This window comes from Salinispora sp. CH2A1_6 (assembly GCF_056820975.1).
In genome coordinates this window covers 624,668-639,838 of sequence record NZ_JBXEDG010000001.1, presented here as the reverse complement: position 1 = coordinate 639,838, position 15,171 = coordinate 624,668, and the positions used below count along the sequence as shown (strand labels likewise).

Below are 15,171 nucleotides of genomic sequence, written 5' to 3'. Positions count from 1 at the left end.
CGCTGCCCCGAGCCGCACCGACCCAGGAAGGAACGACATGGACAAGCACGAGTTCACCCTCGACGACCTGCGCCGCATCGTCCGCGAGGGCGCCGGCGCCGACGACAGCGCCAACCTCGACGGCGACATCCTCGACACCCGCTTCGAGGAGCTTGGCTACGACTCCCTGGCCCTGCTGGAGACCGGCAGCCGGATCGAACGCGAGTACGGCGTCAAGCTCGACGACGCCACGGTCGGCGAGGTCGACACCCCCGCCGCCCTGCTCGCGGTCGTCAACGAAGCCCTGGCCCAGCGGGTCGGCTGACCCCTTGACGACTTTCGGAGGAGACATGTCCGATCAGCAGCGACGGGTGGCCCTGGTCACCGGAGGCACCAGCGGAATCGGCCTCGCCGTGGCCCGAGCCCTCGGGCGTGACCACCGGGTCTACATCTGCGCCCGGAACGTCGACAACGTGCACCAGACGGTGAAGCAGCTCCAGGCGGAGGGCTGCGACGTGGACGGCACCACCTGCGACGTGCGCTCCGCCGACCAGGTGGAGGCGTTCGTACAGGCCGCCGTGGACCGGTACGGCCCGGTCGACGTGCTGGTCAACAATGCCGGCCGCAGCGGCGGCGGGGTGACCGCCGACCTCACCGACGAGTTGTGGCTCGACGTCATGGCCACGAACCTGAACAGCGTCTTCCTGGTCACCCGGGCGGTGCTCAACACCGGCGGGATGCGGCACCGGCCCCGGGGCCGGATCATCAACATCGCCTCCACCGCCGGCAAGCAGGGCGTCGTCCTGGGCGCCCCCTACTCGGCCTCCAAGCACGGAGTGGTCGGCTTCACCAAGGCCCTCGGCAACGAGCTGGCGCCCACCGGCATCACCGTCAACGCGGTCTGTCCCGGCTACGTCGAGACACCGATGGCCGAGCGGGTGCGGCAGGGATACGCCGCAGCCTGGGATACCTCGGAGAACGCCGTCCTGGAACGTTTCCAGTCCAAGATCCCCCTCGGCCGCTACTCCACCCCCGAGGAGGTAGCCGGGATGGTGGCCTACCTCGCCTCGGACACCGCGGCGTCCGTCACGGCGCAGGCGATCAACGTCTGTGGCGGGCTCGGCAACTTCTGATCCCGACATGACCAACCGATAAGGAGAAGACCGTGCCGCAGATCGGCTCGCGCGAAGTGGAACACGACATCCTGGTTGCCGCACCAGCCGAGGAGGTGTACCGGCTGATCGCCGACGTGGAGCACTGGCCCCGGATCTTTCCACCCACCATCCACGTGGACCAGTTGGAGCACTCCGGCGCGGAGGAGCGGATCCGAATCTGGGCCACGGCCAACGGCAAGGCGAAGCAGTGGACGTCCCGGCGTCGGCTCGACCCGGCAGCCCGGCGCGTCGAGTTCCGCCAGGAGGTGTCCGCGCCCCCGGTCGCCGCGATGGGCGGGACCTGGCTGATCGAGCCGGCGGACGGCGGCTGCCGGATCCGATTGCAGCACGACTACCGGGCGGTCGACGACGATCCCGAGAAGCTGGCCTGGATTGACCAGGCCGTCGACCGGAACAGCCGGGTGGAACTGGCTGCGCTCAAGGCCAACGTGGAGCTCACCACCGGGACGCAGGGGGACCTCTTCATCTCCTTCGAGGATACGGTACATATCGATGGTTCCGCGAAGGACGTCTACGACTTCCTCAACGAGGCGCAGCTGTGGTCCGAGCGACTGCCCCACGTGGCCCGGGTGACGCTCACCGAGGACACGCCGGGCCTGCAGATCCTGGAGATGGACACCCAGACCAAGGACGGCTCCACCCATACCACCCGGTCCGTACGGGTGTGCTTCCCGTACCACCGGATCGTCTATAAGCAGATCGAGCTGCCCGCGCTGATGTCTCTGCACACCGGCTACTGGCAGCTGGCGGAGGACGACGGCAAAGTGGCGGCCACCTCGCAGCACACGGTGGTGCTGAAGCCGGAGAACATCCGTCGCGTCCTCGGCCCCGACGCCGGGATCCCCGAGGCCGCCGACTTCGTCCGCACCGCGCTGAGCACCAACAGCCGCGCCACACTCGGCCACGCCAGGCAGTACGCCGAGGGCCGGCGCTGACCGGGGCGACGGGCGCGTCGATGGGAGAGGACAGGGAGATGCGTACCGAGGTGATCGTGGTCGGTGCCGGCCCGGTGGGTCTGCTGCTGGCCGGGGAACTGCGGCTCGGTGGCGTCGACGTGACGGTGTTGGAGCGGCGTACCGGCCCGATCACCGAGTCCCGCGCGTCCACGCTGCACGCCCGCACCATGGAGTTGTTCGACCAGCGAGGGCTGTTGGACCGGCTCGGCACGGCACCCAACGAACGCCGCGGCCACTTCGGGGGCCTGCCGCTCGACCTGGGCGGCACCGGCGGCCCGTACCCCGGGCAGTGGAAGGTCCCGCAGGCCCGCACCGAGGAACTGCTCCGTGAGTGGGCCGTCAGCCTGGGCGCGGAGGTGCTGACCGGCCGGGAAGTCACCGACGTGGACGACGACGGGGACGAGGTGACGGTGGCGGCTCGGGGCCAGGCCGGTGCCGAGTACCTCCGGGCCCGTTTCGTCGTCGGCTGCGACGGCGAGGAGAGCACGGTGCGGCACCTGGCCGGCTTCGACATGAAGGGCACCGAGGCCCGACGGGAGATCCTGCGCGCGGACCTGAACGGGGTGGACATCCCGGCCCGTCGGTTCCAGCGGTTGCCGGACGGGCTCGCGGTGGCCGCCCGGCTGCCCAGCGGGGTGACCCGGGTGATGCTGCACGAGTTCGGTCGAGCGCCGGCAGCCCGCGAAGGCGGGCCGGACTTCGCCGAGGTGCGCGCAGCGTGGGCGCGGGTCACCGGGGAGAACCTCGACGGGGCGTGGCCGGTCTGGGTCAACGCCTTCGACGACACCTGCCGGCAGGTGACGCGGTATCGACGTGGTCGGGTCCTGCTGGCCGGGGACGCCGCCCACCGGCAGCTGCCGGTGGGTGGTCAGGCGCTCAACCTCGGCCTCCAGGACGCCGCGAACCTGGGGTGGAAGCTGGCCGCCGAGGTGCGCGGGTGGGCTCCAAACGGGCTACTCGACAGCTACCACGACGAGCGGCACGCGGTCGGCGTCCGGGTGCTGACGAACATCGCGGCCCAAGCGTTGCTGCTGTTCGCCGGGACCGAGGTGGAGTCGGTCCGGGCGGTGATGGGTGAGTTGCTGGACCTGCCGGTGGTCCGGGCGCACCTCGCCGGCGCGGTGAGCGGCCTCGACGTGCGCTACGGCGCCGCCGAGGGGCACCCGGCGGTGGGGGCCCGGCTGCCTTCGGACGCGGTCCGGCTCGACGGGGGCCCACGGACCGTGGCGGCGGCCCTGCGCCCCGGACGGTTCGTCCTGCTCGACCTGGCCGGCGGGGCCGGTCCCGACCCGGACCCGCGGGTCCGGCTACTGCCGGCCAGCCCGACGAGCCGGATGCTCGACGGGCTGGGCCACGTGCTCGTGCGCCCGGACGGCTACGTGGCCGAGGCCGGGACCGGGCCCCGCCCACCGGCGGCATCGCTGCGCCGCTGGATCGCCCCGGCGCGCTGAGTACCAACCGGAGCCCGTCCACGCGTCGGACGGTGCCTCCGTCGTCATCAACAACCAATCTCAGGAGGACGTCATGGGCAAGCTGGACAACCGCACCGCACTGGTGACCGGGGCGAGCCGGGGCATCGGCCGGGCCATAGCGGAGCGGCTCGGCCGCGAGGGCGCCTGCGTGGCGGTGCACTACAACACCAACGAGGAGGCTGCCACGCAGACCGTCGCGGCCATCGAGGCCGGCGGGGGCCGGGCCTTCCCGGTACGCGCGGAACTGGGTGTCCCCGGCGATGTCGACACCCTCTTCGAGGGCCTGCAGGCCGGGCTGAAGGACCGGACCGGCCGGACCGAGTTGAACATCGTGATCAACAACGCCGGGGTGATGGGCGGGGTAGCGCCCGAGGAGCTGACGCCTGAGGCGTTCGACCGGCTGGTGGCGGTGAACGCCAAGGCGCCGCTGTTCATCGTGCAGCGGGCACTGCCGCTCATGCCCGACGGCGGACGCATCGTCAACATCTCCTCCGGCCTGACCCGGGTCGCCAACCCGCAGGAGGTGGGGTACGCGATGACGAAGGCCGCCATCGAGATGATCAGCCTGCACTTCGCCCGGCACCTCGGCAGCCGCCGGATCACCGTCAACTCGGTGGCCCCGGGCCTGACCAACAACGGCAGCCCCATCTTCGACATCCCCGAGGCGGTGGAGCAGATGTCGCAGCTCAACGCGTTCAAGGCGATCGCCGAGCCGGCCGAGGTAGCCGACGTGGTGGCCTTCCTGGCCTCCGACGACGCCCGGTGGGTCACCGGCGCCTTCATCGACGCCAGTGGCGGAACGCTGCTCGGCTGACCGGGACGCGGGCGGCGGCCGGCCGCCGCCCGCGTCCGCTGTCCCGCCGTCCCGCCGTACCCGGAGGAACCATGACTGATCCACGCCCGCCACGCCTGGGTGGCCTGCTCTTCGTGCTCTCCGGCAACATGTTGCTCGACGCCGTGGAGGTGGCGGTGGCGGTGGTGGCCATGCCGTCGATCGGTCGTGACCTCGGTTTGCCGCTGGCCGCGCTGCACTGGGTGATGACCGGCTTCGCCCTCGGCTTCGGCGTCGCGTTGCTGGCCGGAGCGCGGCTGGTGGCGGCGTACGGGCGGCGCCCGCTCTATCTGGGCGCACTGGCCGTGTTCGCGGTGGCCTCCCTGGTGGGGGCGGTGGCTGACGACGGTGCCACGCTGATCGCCACCCGGGTGGTCAAGGGCGTCTGCGCCGCTCTCACCGCTCCCACCGGGCTGGCGATCATCGCGGCCAGCTTCCCCGCCGGCCCGGCCCGGCACCGCGCGCTCTCGGTCTACTCGTTCTTTGGAGCGGCCGGGTTCGCGGTGGGACTGCTGCTGGCCGGCGTGCTGACCGAGGTGAGTTGGCGCTGGACCTTCGGCGTGGCCGCGCCGGTGGCGCTGGCGCTGCTCGTCGCCGCCGTACCGCTGGTGCCGGCCGACCGGACGGCGGTCCGCCGGCGGCCCGACCCGATCGGCGCGATCCTGCTCACCGTCGCCGCGTCGGCCGCGTTGTACGGCGTGGTCCGCCTCGCGGGTTCCGGCTGGCGCGACCCGCGTGCCGTCGGCTCCCTGGCCGTCGCCGTCCTGTCGGCGCTGCTCCTTGCGCTGGCGCAGCGACGACACACCGATCCGCTGCTGCCGGCCGGTCTGCTGCGCGGGTCGCTGGCCCGCTCGGCGCTCGGCGCCGCGGCCCTGAACGGTTCCTACTGGGGGCTGCTGCTGGTGGCCACCCTCGATCTGCAACTGACCCGGCACTGGTCACCGCTGTCGACGGCGCTGGTGCTGCTGCCGGCGAGCGCCCTGTTGGTGCTCGCGGCGCCGATCTCCGGCCGGCTGATCAGCCGGTTCGGCACCGCCCGCCCCATCCTGTTCGGGGCCGTCGCCGCACTTCTGGGCCACCTGACCTATCTGGTGGGGGCGCCGACGTCGGCGGCACCCGGATACCTGACCGTGGCGGTGTCGCTGGTCGGCGTCGCGTTCGCGGTCAGTTTCGCGGCTCTGCACGTCCGGGCGGTGTCCGGGCTGCCGCAGGCCGCACAGCCAGTGGCCGGCGCCCTCTATCAAACTGCGGTCCAGCTCGGCGGCGCCGCGGCGCTGGCACTGGGCACCGCCGCCGTCCTCGCTGTTGGTGCGCCGGCCGGTCCGGTCGGTGGCGCGACCGTCGCCGGTGCTCAGCGTCCCGCGCTGCTGGTCGTCGTCGCGCTCGGTCTGGTCGGCCTGCTGGCCGCCGCCTTCCGTCCGGACGCCGATCCCACGGTCCACCGCGGTGCCCGGCCCGAGCCGGGGGTCACCGTCGCCCGTTGACGTCCCCACCGAAACGAGTGAGGTACTCATGCACGCTGTCGAGCAGTCCAGCAACGGCCGCGCCCACACCGTGTCGCCGCCGGTCCGGTCCGGGCGGGTGGCCGCCGACCGACTCGAGGAACTCACCGCCCGCAAGGCGGAGGCCCGGCTCGGTCCCGACCCCGCCGCGACCGAGCGTCAACACGCCCGGGGCAAGCTGACCGCCCACGAGCGGATCGAGTTGCTGCTCGACCCGGGCTCCTTCCAGGAGGTGGAGCCGCTGCGCCGACATCGGGCCATGGGCTTCGGCCTGGAGCGGCGCCGCCCCTACTCCGACGGGGTGGTGACCGGCTGGGGCACCGTGCATGGCCGGACGGTCTTCGTGTACGCCCACGACTTCCGGGTCTTCGGCGGGGCGCTGGGTGAGGCGCACGCCGAGAAGATCCATAAGCTGATGGACATGGCGCTCACCGCGGGCGCGCCGCTGGTCAGCCTGAACGACGGCGCCGGCGCCCGGATCCAGGAGGGCGTCACCGCCCTGGCCGGCTATGGCGGCATCTTCCAGCGCAACACCCGCGCCTCCGGGGTGATCCCGCAGATCAGCGTCATGCTCGGACCGTGCGCGGGCGGCGCCGCCTACTCCCCGGCCCTGACCGACTTCGTCTTCATGGTGCGTGACACCGCGCAGATGTTCGTGACCGGGCCGGACGTGGTACACGCGGTCACCGGGGAGCGGGTGACCCACGACGGTCTCGGCGGGGCGGACGTGCACTCGACGACGTCGGGCGCCGCCCACGTCGCGTACGACGACGAGGAGTCCTGCTTCGCCGACGTGCGCTACCTGCTGTCGCTGCTGCCCTCGAACAACCGGGAACTGCCACCGGCGGAGCCTGGCGACGACCCGGTGGAACGGTCGGGTGAGGCGCTGCTGGACATCGTTCCTGACGATCCCAACCGCCCCTACGACATCCGGCAGGTCATCGAGGAGATCGTCGACCACGGCGACTACTTCGAGGTGCATCCGGGCTGGGCGGGCAACATCGTCTGCGCACTGGCCCGCATCGAGGGACATCCGGTCGGGGTGGTGGCGAACCAGCCGATCAACCTGGCGGGCGTGCTCGACATCAACGCCAGCGAGAAGAGCGCCCGCTTCGTGCAGTTCTGCGACGCCTTCAACATCCCACTGGTCACCCTGGTCGACGTGCCGGGATTCCTTCCCGGGGTGGCCCAGGAGCACGGCGGGATCATCCGGCACGGCGCCAAGCTGCTCTACGCGTACTGCAACGCGACCGTGCCCCGGGTGTCGGTGGTGCTGCGCAAGGCGTACGGCGGCGCGTACATCGTGATGGACTCCCGCTCGATCGGGGCGGACCTGGCGCTGGCCTGGCCGAGCAACGAAATCGCGGTGATGGGCGCCGAGGGCGCGGCGAACGTGATCTTCCGACGGGACATCGCCGCCGCCGACGACCCCGTCGAGATGCGGCAGCAGAAGATCAAAGAGTATCGCACCGAGCTGATGCACCCCTACTACGCGGCCGAGCGGGGCCTGGTCGACGACATCATCGACCCCCGGCAGACGCGGCTGGTGCTGGCCCGCTCGCTGGCGATGCTCGCAGCCAAGCACGCCGATCTGCCGGCCCGCAAGCACGGCAACCCGCCGCAGTGACCGGGGACGGAACCATGGACGACAGTGAACTCCGGTTCACCGTGGCACGCGGCCCGGTGGACGCCGAGGAACTAGCCGCGCTCACCGTGGTGCTGCTGGCCGCGTGCCGGCCAGCGGTGCCCGGCCGGGAAACGCCGGCGGGCGGCCGTACCGTCCGGCCGAGGGTGCAGAGCGGGCAGACCTTTCGCGTGCCGCGGAGCTGGCGGAGCGGCGGACTCTGGTGAGACGCGTGCCGAAATTGACGAAGAATTGCGAATCATCAGTCAGCGAGTTGACGAAGCTGTTAAGGAGAGGTGGGACCTTCGCATGGTGAGTATCGATCTTTCGGCTTACCGCCGCTGCCATGACGTGCTGAATTCCCTGCACTCGACAGCATACTTCACGCCGTACCTGGAAAAGGAACTGACCGAACACGGCGTCGAGGATCCGATGGCGGCCTACCTGCTCCGCCGGGCAGCGCCGCTCGGGCCGGTCGGGCCCGGTGCCGTCACCGGCATGTTCTACAGTTTCGCGCACCGGCTGATCGCTCGGCACCTTCCCGCCACCTGGGCGGTGGCCACCCCCGCGACCGTGGTGGAGGCGCGGCTGCGGGCGGCCGACCAGACCCTCCGGGACGTCCTCGACGACGCCGCGCTCGGATCGTCCACACTGGTGAAAGCGGCGCGACTGGCGCTGGAGGCGGCGTACGCCGGTGTCCGACCCGGACGTCCCCTGTATGCCGCGCACGCCGACCTGCCCGCGCCGACCGAGCCGCACCTGGCGCTCTGGCACGCGGCCACCCTGCTCCGTGAGCACCGGGGCGACAGCCACCTGGTGGCGCTGGTCGCGGCGGGATTGGACGGCATCGAGGCGCTGGTCTCGCACTCGGCCACCGAGGACGGCATGCCCAGGGCGATCGTGATGGAGAAGCGAGGCTGGTCGGCCGAGGACTGGACCGGCGCCGAGGAGCGGCTACGGGCGCGGGGGCTGCTGGACCCCGCCGGCCGGCTCACCGAGGCCGGTCGGCGGCTGCGCCGGAACGTCGAGGCCGAGACCGACCGGCTGGACGCGACGCCGTACCGGCACTTGGGCGAGCGGGGCGTACGCCAGCTGACCGAGCTGGCCGCCCCGCTCGTCGCGGCGGCTGTCACCGCCGGGGTCTTCCCGCCACCGCTTCGGCACATCTTCGACAAGCGGTGACCGGGCGGTCGGTCACACGGCGGCGGTCCTGCGTAGCGTCGCCGCCAGGGTCTCCTCCGGCGGGACACCGGCCAGGCGGTGCTCGTTGTCGAAGAAGAAGACGGGGATGGCGGTGACCCCCAGGGCGCGGACCCGGGCCAACCGGCTGCGAATCTCCTCGCCGGAGACGCCCCCTGGCGTCACCCCGATCTCTCCGGCGAGGGCGCTCAGGATCGCCTGGTCCCCGATGTCCAGTCCGTCCGTGAAGTGGGCGCGAAAGAGGCGCTCGGTCATCTCCTCTGCCCGCCCCTGCTCGGCGGCGGCGGCGATCAGCCGGTGCGCCTCGAACGAGTTGGCGGCCACCGCCTGCTCGTAGTTCAGGCGGAGCCCCTCCTGGGCCGCGTCGGCCTCGGCCTGCGCGTTGTGCGTCACCACGTCCGGCCCGAACTTGCGGACCAGGACCTCCAGCAGCGGTTCGCCGTATGGCGGCGCGTCGGGGTCGAGCTGGAACGGGAGAAACGATATCTGCAACTTCCCGCCGCCGGCGCGGAATCGGTCTGCCACCCGCCGGAATCGGGTGAACCCGATATAGGAACCGGAGCAGATGACGTCAATTACTATGCTTACTTCGACGGTGGGTTCCACGACTTTGTCCATGACGCCAGCGTCCCCTTGCAAATTGGTTGAAGTCAAGTACTGAGCCTTTTTCAAACTGATCTTGCAGCTCAGGGCGGGTGCGGTAGGCCCGGTGTTCGATGGTGCGAGGCTCCAGGTAAGACAGCTGTCGACCAGGACCGAAGCCCCGACCGGGAGCCTCGCCATGTTGTCCTACCCCGCCACGATTCCGTTGTCCAGCCGCATCCTGAACCACCTCGCCGAACACATCCGCTCCTATCGCAAGCAGCGCCGATCCCGGTGGTGGCGCCTCGAACCAGGCCGGCAGGCGCTGCTGGCTCTGGCCCATCTGCGCAAGCACTCCGGCACGTCCGGGAAGATCGAGAACTGCCAGCGGCCGTAGCTCGATCACCACGTCAACGGCGTTGGCCCCGGTGAACCAGATGCCAGCACTGCGGCACCTGTGCACCAGAACGCACCGCATTGGATCGAAGATTTGGATTCACCTACACCGTCACCGTTTCCGCAGGCAGCAACGGCTACTTCGACGCCGAAGACGACGACGGCACCCAGTGGGAATGGGAACCCGACACCTACACCAACATCATCTTCGACCTACGCAAGAACAACCCACCCGAAGACGTGGTCCCAACAATCATGTCGGCCGTGGCCCGTGTCCTCACCAACCGGCCGGAAGACGCCGCGTTCGTGCTCAACGGCAACTGGCTCCTACTGACACGAGTCACGGGACAACTACGCGAACACCGGCCAACCTGGTGGCACAACTACGACGTCAAAGGCATGATCCTCCGCTGAGCCACTTCCACGGCATCCTCGCCGGCCCAACTCAGAGCGCCACCTCCGCAAGGCGTAAGCCTTCGTGGCGCTGCCCTCGGCGAAGACGCATGGCTCCGCGCAGGAGCCGCGCATCCCCTGCCGAGGTCATGGCAGCCAGCCCTGTCGTACGAGATTGCGGAAGTCCCCTGTCCCGCCCTCACCGTCGTGGATCTGCACCCGGTGGTGTGCCGTGCCCTGTGCGCCGTCACCTGTGTGCTGTGCTGGGCATGCGATGTATACCGGGGAATCGAACCCCTGCGCCTGCCCTCGGCGCGCCAGGAGTGAGCCGGATTGCCCGCCGGCTCGCGGGTACGTGCACGCCTCCACGTCGGCTACCTGCTCCGCAACATCAGTCGAGCAGATCGACCTCCCAATTCGTCCGCTGGATCAACGTGTCCACCTCGCGTAACTGCCGGGCGAGGTCGTCAGCCTGCCCGCGCAACTCGCTCACCGACAGCGCCGGAACCATCGTCAACTCCGAACGCAGCTGCCGATACCCACGCTGACCTTCACCCGCAGCGGCGTCCGCAGCGGACGTGACCACGCTGTGCCGCAGCCGGAGCACATCGCGACGCGCGAGCGCGTCGGTAAGTGTGCCCCCCTCCCGTACGACGGTGGCAGCGTTGGTGCGGTTAATCCGCCGGATCAACGACTCCAGCTCACCGAGCGCCTCGCCCGCCTCCGCGAGGAGCGCCGAGGCGTCCTCAGCTGGCGTCTCACCCTCCTGATAGCGGGCGCTAGCCGTAATGCGGGCACGGAGTTGTTCGGCGCGGCGCGCCGCGTCCGAACGCAGCGCCAATGCCTCAGCAAGCTTCATGGGCACCATTGTGACCAACGAAGATCAGCACCGCTGCCCCATTAATGCTGACGGGTTGGCAGCCGGACGCCCACCGCCGCTACCCCCATCAGCGGATGCGGCGGCGCAACCCCAACCAGAGTCAGTACGACATCTCGCGACAACGACATGCCCCACCACTGACCCTCCCCACGCTCGCCCCAGATCGGGTCACTTCCCACCTCGGCACTCGAAGCCCGGCACCGTCACCGCCGGGCATGGCCTCCCGGGCAGCCAGGGCCAGTTCGCCGGGAGCGGGAACCCGCGACCCTCGATGATGTGCGCGGTGTGTGCTCCCCAGCGGATGCCAACCCGGGTGAACCAATGCCAACACGGGCCACCGCGGCCGACCGCCGGTCGCAACCCGGGGTACGTGTGCTCGGGGTGTGCTCCTGGGCTGCAACAACAGGGGGCCGGGTGACGCGGGTGAACGTGGGCCACTCCCTGCCACCCCAGGTGAACCCCCCGGGTCGCTAGACTGGGCGCTCGCGCCCTCGTAGCTCAGGGGATAGAGCAACGGTTTCCTAACCGGACGCTCCGCCGATGTTCGCAAGCTGATGACCTGCGGCTTTCCTGTCGCCACCCGTTGGGTGCCGGTCGCTTCGCGGGCTCGCTGCGATCGCTTGCCGAAGATCAGCTGGAACGTTTCGGGCCCTATGGGTGCGGGCTCAACGTTGCTGTGAGTCGGAAGCCGAGTCACCCTCTCTCGTCGTCGAGCAGTTCGCGGCGCCACTGGGCGAATCGGCTTCGGAGATCGTCCAGCGCTGGGCCGGTGACGCCGTACTGGGCGAAGTCGTCGGGATCGAGCTGGGTGGCTTGTCCGAGGGCGTCGGCGAAGATACGCGGGTCGAAACCGCGGTCGGCGCGCTGCGCGAGGGCGAGGAGGGCGTCGCGGGTGTAGCGGCCGGATCGGAGGGTGGCGTCAATGTCGATGAAGTCGCGGGCGAACGCTCGTCCGTAGAGGGCGCTCATCTTGTTCGCGACCGCGTCGTCGGGGTGGAGTACGGGTCCGATCGCCATGAGGATCGGTTCGTTGGCGCGCCAGTCCACGCCGAGTTCGACCTTGGAAACCCGGATACCGTCGGTGACGGCCAGCCGGGCGAAGGTGTCGTACTGCCGCTCGGTCTCGACGGTGAGGCCGTCGCCGCGGTAGGCGTGCACGACGGCGACGACCGCGGCGGTGAACTCGTCGCGGCGGTCCCAGGCGGTGAACAGGTCGACGTCCTCGCTGGGCCGCTCGACAAGCCCGGCGGCCTGGACCGCGTAACCGCCGGCCAGCGCGAAGCCGTATCGATCGGCCGCCCCGAGCCCGGCACGGGCGAGGCGTTCGTGGAAGGGGTCCACCGCTACGCCGCGTTGCTGCGGGTCGCGGCGAGTTCGGGGAAGGCGTCCTCCCAGCGCTGCCGGAGCTGCGGTGGCAGCCAGAGGGTGGGCCAGAGTCGCCGGAGGAGGTCGGCATTGAGCCAGGTGTGCAGATCCTCGACGGTGCTGGCTTCGGTGAGCACTACCTTGTACATGCTGGCCAGGCGTGCGGGCCGGTTCAGGTCGTACTCGGCGTGTCCGGACCAGTCGAGGTGACGCGGAAGCGTCACCACGCCCTTGGTGGGGCCGTGCAGCGCGGTGAGGGTTTCGGCGATCACGTAGGGCTTCCGGTCGCCGTAGGGTCGGTAGTCCGCCGGCGGCCGGAGTGGGGTCCGGCGTCGGTTGAGGTTGGTCGCCCGCCGGACTTCCGGTCGTAGTGCCTGACGGATCGTTTCCCGGCTGTACCCGGTGACCCGCTGCAGATCCACCGGCCGCCACCCGGCCGCGTGAAACGCCCGCAGCTGCTCGTCCCGCTCGGTCAATGCCTGCGCCCGCATCGCCTCGTACCGGGAAACAACCGTATGCAGCTCATCCTCGGAGAACCGGCCCATGACTGCTAGCCTACCAGGCTAGGCCCAGCACGCTTGGCCCACGTCGTATCTCTGTAGCCGACGGACCAGGTGAGGATCGCAATGGGATGCGCTCATGTCCTGGTGAAGTCGAGGGCCTGGTATCCGGGCATGCGACGTGGGAGTGAGGCGGCGAGGACGGGTGTGGCCGGGTGGTGGTAGGCGTGGACCTCGGCGAGGTCCTTGCCGGCGCGGCGCGGATGACGCGGCCGCCGCATTGGACGAGTAGGCCGTCGTAGGAGATCGGGCCGGCGAAGAAAAGAGAGTCGAGGACGGGGCATCGAAGCCTTCGCCGATGAACGGTGTGGTGCCGATGACGAGGAGGCCATCGCCGGTCTTGGCGCCGTCGAGCTGGTCAAAGACGGTCCGCCGTTCGCTGGTGCTCATCGCGCCTTGGAGCACAAACGCCTGATGTCCGCGTGCGGCGAGCAGGGCGGTGAGTGCCTCGACCTGGGCGACCCGGCGAGTCAGCACGAGACAGTTGCGACCGCGGGTCAGGGCCGCGCCGGCATCGTCGGCGATCTGTGGGTGTTGCGGGACTCGTCGAGGGCCAGCCTTCGGTGCACCTCGGCGAGTGCGCCGGGCGCGTCCAGGTCGACGTCCCAGCCGGGTGTTCTCCGCCCGTAACCTCTCTACCACCCGCCGAAGATCGACGAACTCGGCCACCGAACCCATGCCGACCATCCTCGCGCATCGGGCGTCGAACATCCCGGCACCGGTCCGCTATCCTCCGCCGATGGCATCGAAGGGCAACGCCGCGCTGGAGGCGATGATCGAGGAAGCCACCGTCGACACGGACGGTCACGAGGACGAGCGCGCCGGCCTGTTCGCCATGATCGAGGAGCACCTGGCGGTGCCGTTCACCACCACCGTCCTCGGCGTCGAGGTCACCGTAGGCAAGATCGAGCTGGCCGCGGACAGCATCGTCGCGGTCTGCGCCCGAGGCCGCCACCGGCAACGGGTCGGCCTACTCGACCTTTCGCTACCCACCCCTATGCCGGACGGTGCCGGGTGGATCGACGCCTACCGGCACTGGGCCGGAAGGTAGGCCGCGATGAGCGAGTACCAGTACTACGAGTTCACCGCCGTCGACCGGCCCCTCACCGGCCGGGAGCGGGCCGAGCTGCGGTCGCTGTCCACCCGGGCCGACATCACCGCCACCAGCTTCGTCAACACCTACGAGTGGGGCAACTTCAAGGGCAACCCGCGCACGCTGATGGAACGGTACTTCGACGCGCACCTGTACCTGGCGAACTGGGGCACCCGCCAGCTCATGCTCCGGCTGCCGAAGCACGTGCTCGACCCCGCCACCGTCGCCCGGTACTGCCAGGGTGCACGCACATCCGCGTGGACCGCAGACACGCACGTCATCATCGACCTCCATGATGAGGACGAGGACGGCGACGACGAGTGGGACCTCGACGGCCACGGCCTGCTCACCTCGATCATCCCGGTCCGAGCCGGCCTCGCCGCCGGCGACCTGCGCCTGCTCTATCTGGCCTGGCTGCGCTGCGTACAGTCCGAGGAGATCGCCGACGACAAGCCTGAACCTCCCGTCCCCGCCGGACTGGGCACCCTCGACGCGGCCCTTACCGCTGTCGCCGAGTTCCTGCGCATCGACCCCGACCTGATCGCGACTGCAGCGGCCGGATCGTCGCCGGCCGCTTCCGGTGAACCGACCACTGCGCAACTACGCACCTGGGTCGTCGGACTGCCCGGCCGGGACAAGGACGCCATCCTGACCGACCTGATCACTGGCGGCAACAGCCACCTGCGCAGCCGACTACTGCGCCGCTACCGGGACGCGCATCCCGCCGACGCGTCCACCCCGACGGCCGTCCGTACCGCCGGTCAACTGCTCGCCTCCGCCGCTGACCTACGCGCCGGACGGGAACGACGGGACGCCGAGCAGCGTGAACGCGACCGGGTCCGCCGGGAACGGTCCGCCGCAGCAGCCCGGCAACGGCACCTCGACACCCTTGCAGTCGACCAACCCGCCGTCTGGCAGCGGGTCGACGAACTCATCGCCACGAAGAAACCCCGCGAGTACGACACCGCCGTCCAACTCCTCGTCGACCTGCGCGAACTCAGTGAACGCGGTGGGGACGGTTCGTCGTTCCAGCACCGGCTAGCCGAGCTACGGGCGGTGCACGCCCGCAAGCCCAGCCTGCTCGAACGCCTCAACCTCGCAGGCCTCGACACCTGACGCTTGGTTCACAGTCCGGTGACCATCGCCGAGGCGCGCAAGATCG

16 protein-coding genes and 3 pseudogenes are annotated in these 15,171 nt (G+C 70.3%); 13 read left to right on the top strand and 6 right to left on the bottom strand.

Annotation, left to right across the window (positions count from 1 at the left end):
• Positions 1-37 precede the first annotated feature (37 nt).
• The 9 genes from AC1UKG_RS03020 (at position 38) to AC1UKG_RS02980 (ending at position 8,722) form a co-directional block, all read left to right on the top strand.
• Positions 38-304, top strand: coding sequence for an acyl carrier protein (locus AC1UKG_RS03020; protein ID WP_018745679.1), 267 nt, complete (start codon positions 38-40; stop codon positions 302-304).
• A 25-nt stretch (positions 305-329) separates the two neighbouring features.
• Positions 330-1,112, top strand: coding sequence for a 3-oxoacyl-ACP reductase FabG (gene fabG, locus AC1UKG_RS03015; RefSeq protein WP_018745678.1), 783 nt, complete (start codon positions 330-332; stop codon positions 1,110-1,112).
• 32 nt (positions 1,113-1,144) lie between these two features.
• On the top strand, positions 1,145-2,089 hold the full coding sequence (locus tag AC1UKG_RS03010; protein WP_018745677.1) for an aromatase/cyclase: 945 nt from the start codon (positions 1,145-1,147) through the stop codon (positions 2,087-2,089).
• A gap of 38 nt (positions 2,090-2,127) precedes the next feature.
• Positions 2,128-3,561 (top strand): FAD-dependent monooxygenase, encoded by a 1,434-nt coding sequence (locus AC1UKG_RS03005; protein WP_033669284.1) that lies wholly within the window; start codon positions 2,128-2,130, stop codon positions 3,559-3,561.
• Between the two features lie 73 nt (positions 3,562-3,634).
• On the top strand, positions 3,635-4,396 hold the full coding sequence (locus tag AC1UKG_RS03000; protein ID WP_026271431.1) for an SDR family oxidoreductase: 762 nt from the start codon (positions 3,635-3,637) through the stop codon (positions 4,394-4,396).
• 71 nt (positions 4,397-4,467) lie between these two features.
• Complete coding sequence (locus AC1UKG_RS02995) at positions 4,468-5,898, top strand: MFS transporter (protein WP_018814279.1); 1,431 nt, start codon at positions 4,468-4,470, stop codon at positions 5,896-5,898.
• A gap of 28 nt (positions 5,899-5,926) precedes the next feature.
• Entirely contained in the window at positions 5,927-7,543 is a 1,617-nt protein-coding gene (locus AC1UKG_RS02990) for an acyl-CoA carboxylase subunit beta (protein WP_018814278.1), read from the top strand.
• 14 nt (positions 7,544-7,557) lie between these two features.
• Positions 7,558-7,767, top strand: a complete 210-nt coding sequence (locus AC1UKG_RS02985; protein WP_482641869.1) for an acyl-CoA carboxylase subunit epsilon — start codon at positions 7,558-7,560, stop codon at positions 7,765-7,767.
• A gap of 82 nt (positions 7,768-7,849) precedes the next feature.
• Positions 7,850-8,722 (top strand): SCO6745 family protein, encoded by an 873-nt coding sequence (locus tag AC1UKG_RS02980; protein WP_018814277.1) that lies wholly within the window; start codon positions 7,850-7,852, stop codon positions 8,720-8,722.
• A 12-nt stretch (positions 8,723-8,734) separates the two neighbouring features.
• Here the strand turns inward: AC1UKG_RS02980 and AC1UKG_RS02975 are convergent, their stop codons facing one another.
• The gene (locus AC1UKG_RS02975; protein ID WP_018814276.1) at positions 8,735-9,358 is read right to left on the bottom strand and encodes a DsbA family oxidoreductase; all 624 of its coding nucleotides are present in this window, start codon (positions 9,356-9,358) and stop codon (positions 8,735-8,737) included.
• A 163-nt stretch (positions 9,359-9,521) separates the two neighbouring features.
• Between AC1UKG_RS02975 and AC1UKG_RS02970 the strand changes: the two are divergent.
• Positions 9,522-9,671, top strand: a pseudogene (locus AC1UKG_RS02970) (IS5/IS1182 family transposase); the annotation flags it as partial.
• 146 nt (positions 9,672-9,817) lie between these two features.
• Positions 9,818-10,132 (top strand): annotated as a pseudogene (locus tag AC1UKG_RS02965) (SitI3 family protein); the annotation flags it as partial.
• Between the two features lie 370 nt (positions 10,133-10,502).
• Here the strand turns inward: AC1UKG_RS02965 and AC1UKG_RS02960 are convergent.
• The 5 genes and pseudogenes from AC1UKG_RS02960 to AC1UKG_RS02940 form a co-directional block, all read right to left on the bottom strand.
• Positions 10,503-10,970 (bottom strand): DIP1984 family protein, encoded by a 468-nt coding sequence (locus tag AC1UKG_RS02960; protein ID WP_026325504.1) that lies wholly within the window; start codon positions 10,968-10,970, stop codon positions 10,503-10,505.
• Between the two features lie 714 nt (positions 10,971-11,684).
• Complete coding sequence (locus AC1UKG_RS02955) at positions 11,685-12,332, bottom strand: nucleotidyl transferase AbiEii/AbiGii toxin family protein (RefSeq protein WP_018743343.1); 648 nt, start codon at positions 12,330-12,332, stop codon at positions 11,685-11,687.
• 2 nt (positions 12,333-12,334) lie between these two features.
• Positions 12,335-12,901, bottom strand: coding sequence for a hypothetical protein (locus tag AC1UKG_RS02950; RefSeq protein WP_018743342.1), 567 nt, complete (start codon positions 12,899-12,901; stop codon positions 12,335-12,337).
• 92 nt (positions 12,902-12,993) lie between these two features.
• Entirely contained in the window at positions 12,994-13,137 is a 144-nt protein-coding gene (locus AC1UKG_RS02945) for a hypothetical protein (protein ID WP_482641936.1), read from the bottom strand.
• Between the two features lie 112 nt (positions 13,138-13,249).
• Positions 13,250-13,594 (bottom strand): annotated as a pseudogene (locus AC1UKG_RS02940) (hypothetical protein); the annotation flags it as partial.
• 61 nt (positions 13,595-13,655) lie between these two features.
• On the opposite strand from AC1UKG_RS02940, the gene AC1UKG_RS02935 reads away from it, so the two are divergent.
• Together AC1UKG_RS02935 and AC1UKG_RS02930 are read left to right on the top strand one after the other, a co-directional pair.
• Positions 13,656-13,967, top strand: coding sequence for a hypothetical protein (locus AC1UKG_RS02935; RefSeq protein WP_026271428.1), 312 nt, complete (start codon positions 13,656-13,658; stop codon positions 13,965-13,967).
• 6 nt (positions 13,968-13,973) lie between these two features.
• The gene (locus AC1UKG_RS02930; RefSeq protein WP_482641870.1) at positions 13,974-15,125 is read left to right on the top strand and encodes a hypothetical protein; all 1,152 of its coding nucleotides are present in this window, start codon (positions 13,974-13,976) and stop codon (positions 15,123-15,125) included.
• The last annotated feature ends 46 nt before the right edge of the window (positions 15,126-15,171 follow it).

Coding starts and splice junctions, on each gene's coding strand:
- AC1UKG_RS03020 (WP_018745679.1), top strand. CDS start 38: ATGGACAAGCACGAGTTCACCCTCGACGACCTGCGCCGCATCGTCCGC.
- fabG (WP_018745678.1), top strand. CDS start 330: ATGTCCGATCAGCAGCGACGGGTGGCCCTGGTCACCGGAGGCACCAGC.
- AC1UKG_RS03005 (WP_033669284.1), top strand. CDS start 2,128: ATGCGTACCGAGGTGATCGTGGTCGGTGCCGGCCCGGTGGGTCTGCTG.
- AC1UKG_RS03000 (WP_026271431.1), top strand. CDS start 3,635: ATGGGCAAGCTGGACAACCGCACCGCACTGGTGACCGGGGCGAGCCGG.
- AC1UKG_RS02995 (WP_018814279.1), top strand. CDS start 4,468: ATGACTGATCCACGCCCGCCACGCCTGGGTGGCCTGCTCTTCGTGCTC.
- AC1UKG_RS02990 (WP_018814278.1), top strand. CDS start 5,927: ATGCACGCTGTCGAGCAGTCCAGCAACGGCCGCGCCCACACCGTGTCG.
- AC1UKG_RS02985 (WP_482641869.1), top strand. CDS start 7,558: ATGGACGACAGTGAACTCCGGTTCACCGTGGCACGCGGCCCGGTGGAC.
- AC1UKG_RS02980 (WP_018814277.1), top strand. CDS start 7,850: ATGGTGAGTATCGATCTTTCGGCTTACCGCCGCTGCCATGACGTGCTG.
- AC1UKG_RS02975 (WP_018814276.1), bottom strand. CDS start 9,358: ATGGACAAAGTCGTGGAACCCACCGTCGAAGTAAGCATAGTAATTGAC.
- AC1UKG_RS02960 (WP_026325504.1), bottom strand. CDS start 10,970: ATGAAGCTTGCTGAGGCATTGGCGCTGCGTTCGGACGCGGCGCGCCGC.
- AC1UKG_RS02950 (WP_018743342.1), bottom strand. CDS start 12,901: ATGGGCCGGTTCTCCGAGGATGAGCTGCATACGGTTGTTTCCCGGTAC.
- AC1UKG_RS02945 (WP_482641936.1), bottom strand. CDS start 13,137: ATGCGGCGGCCGCGTCATCCGCGCCGCGCCGGCAAGGACCTCGCCGAG.
- AC1UKG_RS02935 (WP_026271428.1), top strand. CDS start 13,656: ATGGCATCGAAGGGCAACGCCGCGCTGGAGGCGATGATCGAGGAAGCC.
- AC1UKG_RS02930 (WP_482641870.1), top strand. CDS start 13,974: ATGAGCGAGTACCAGTACTACGAGTTCACCGCCGTCGACCGGCCCCTC.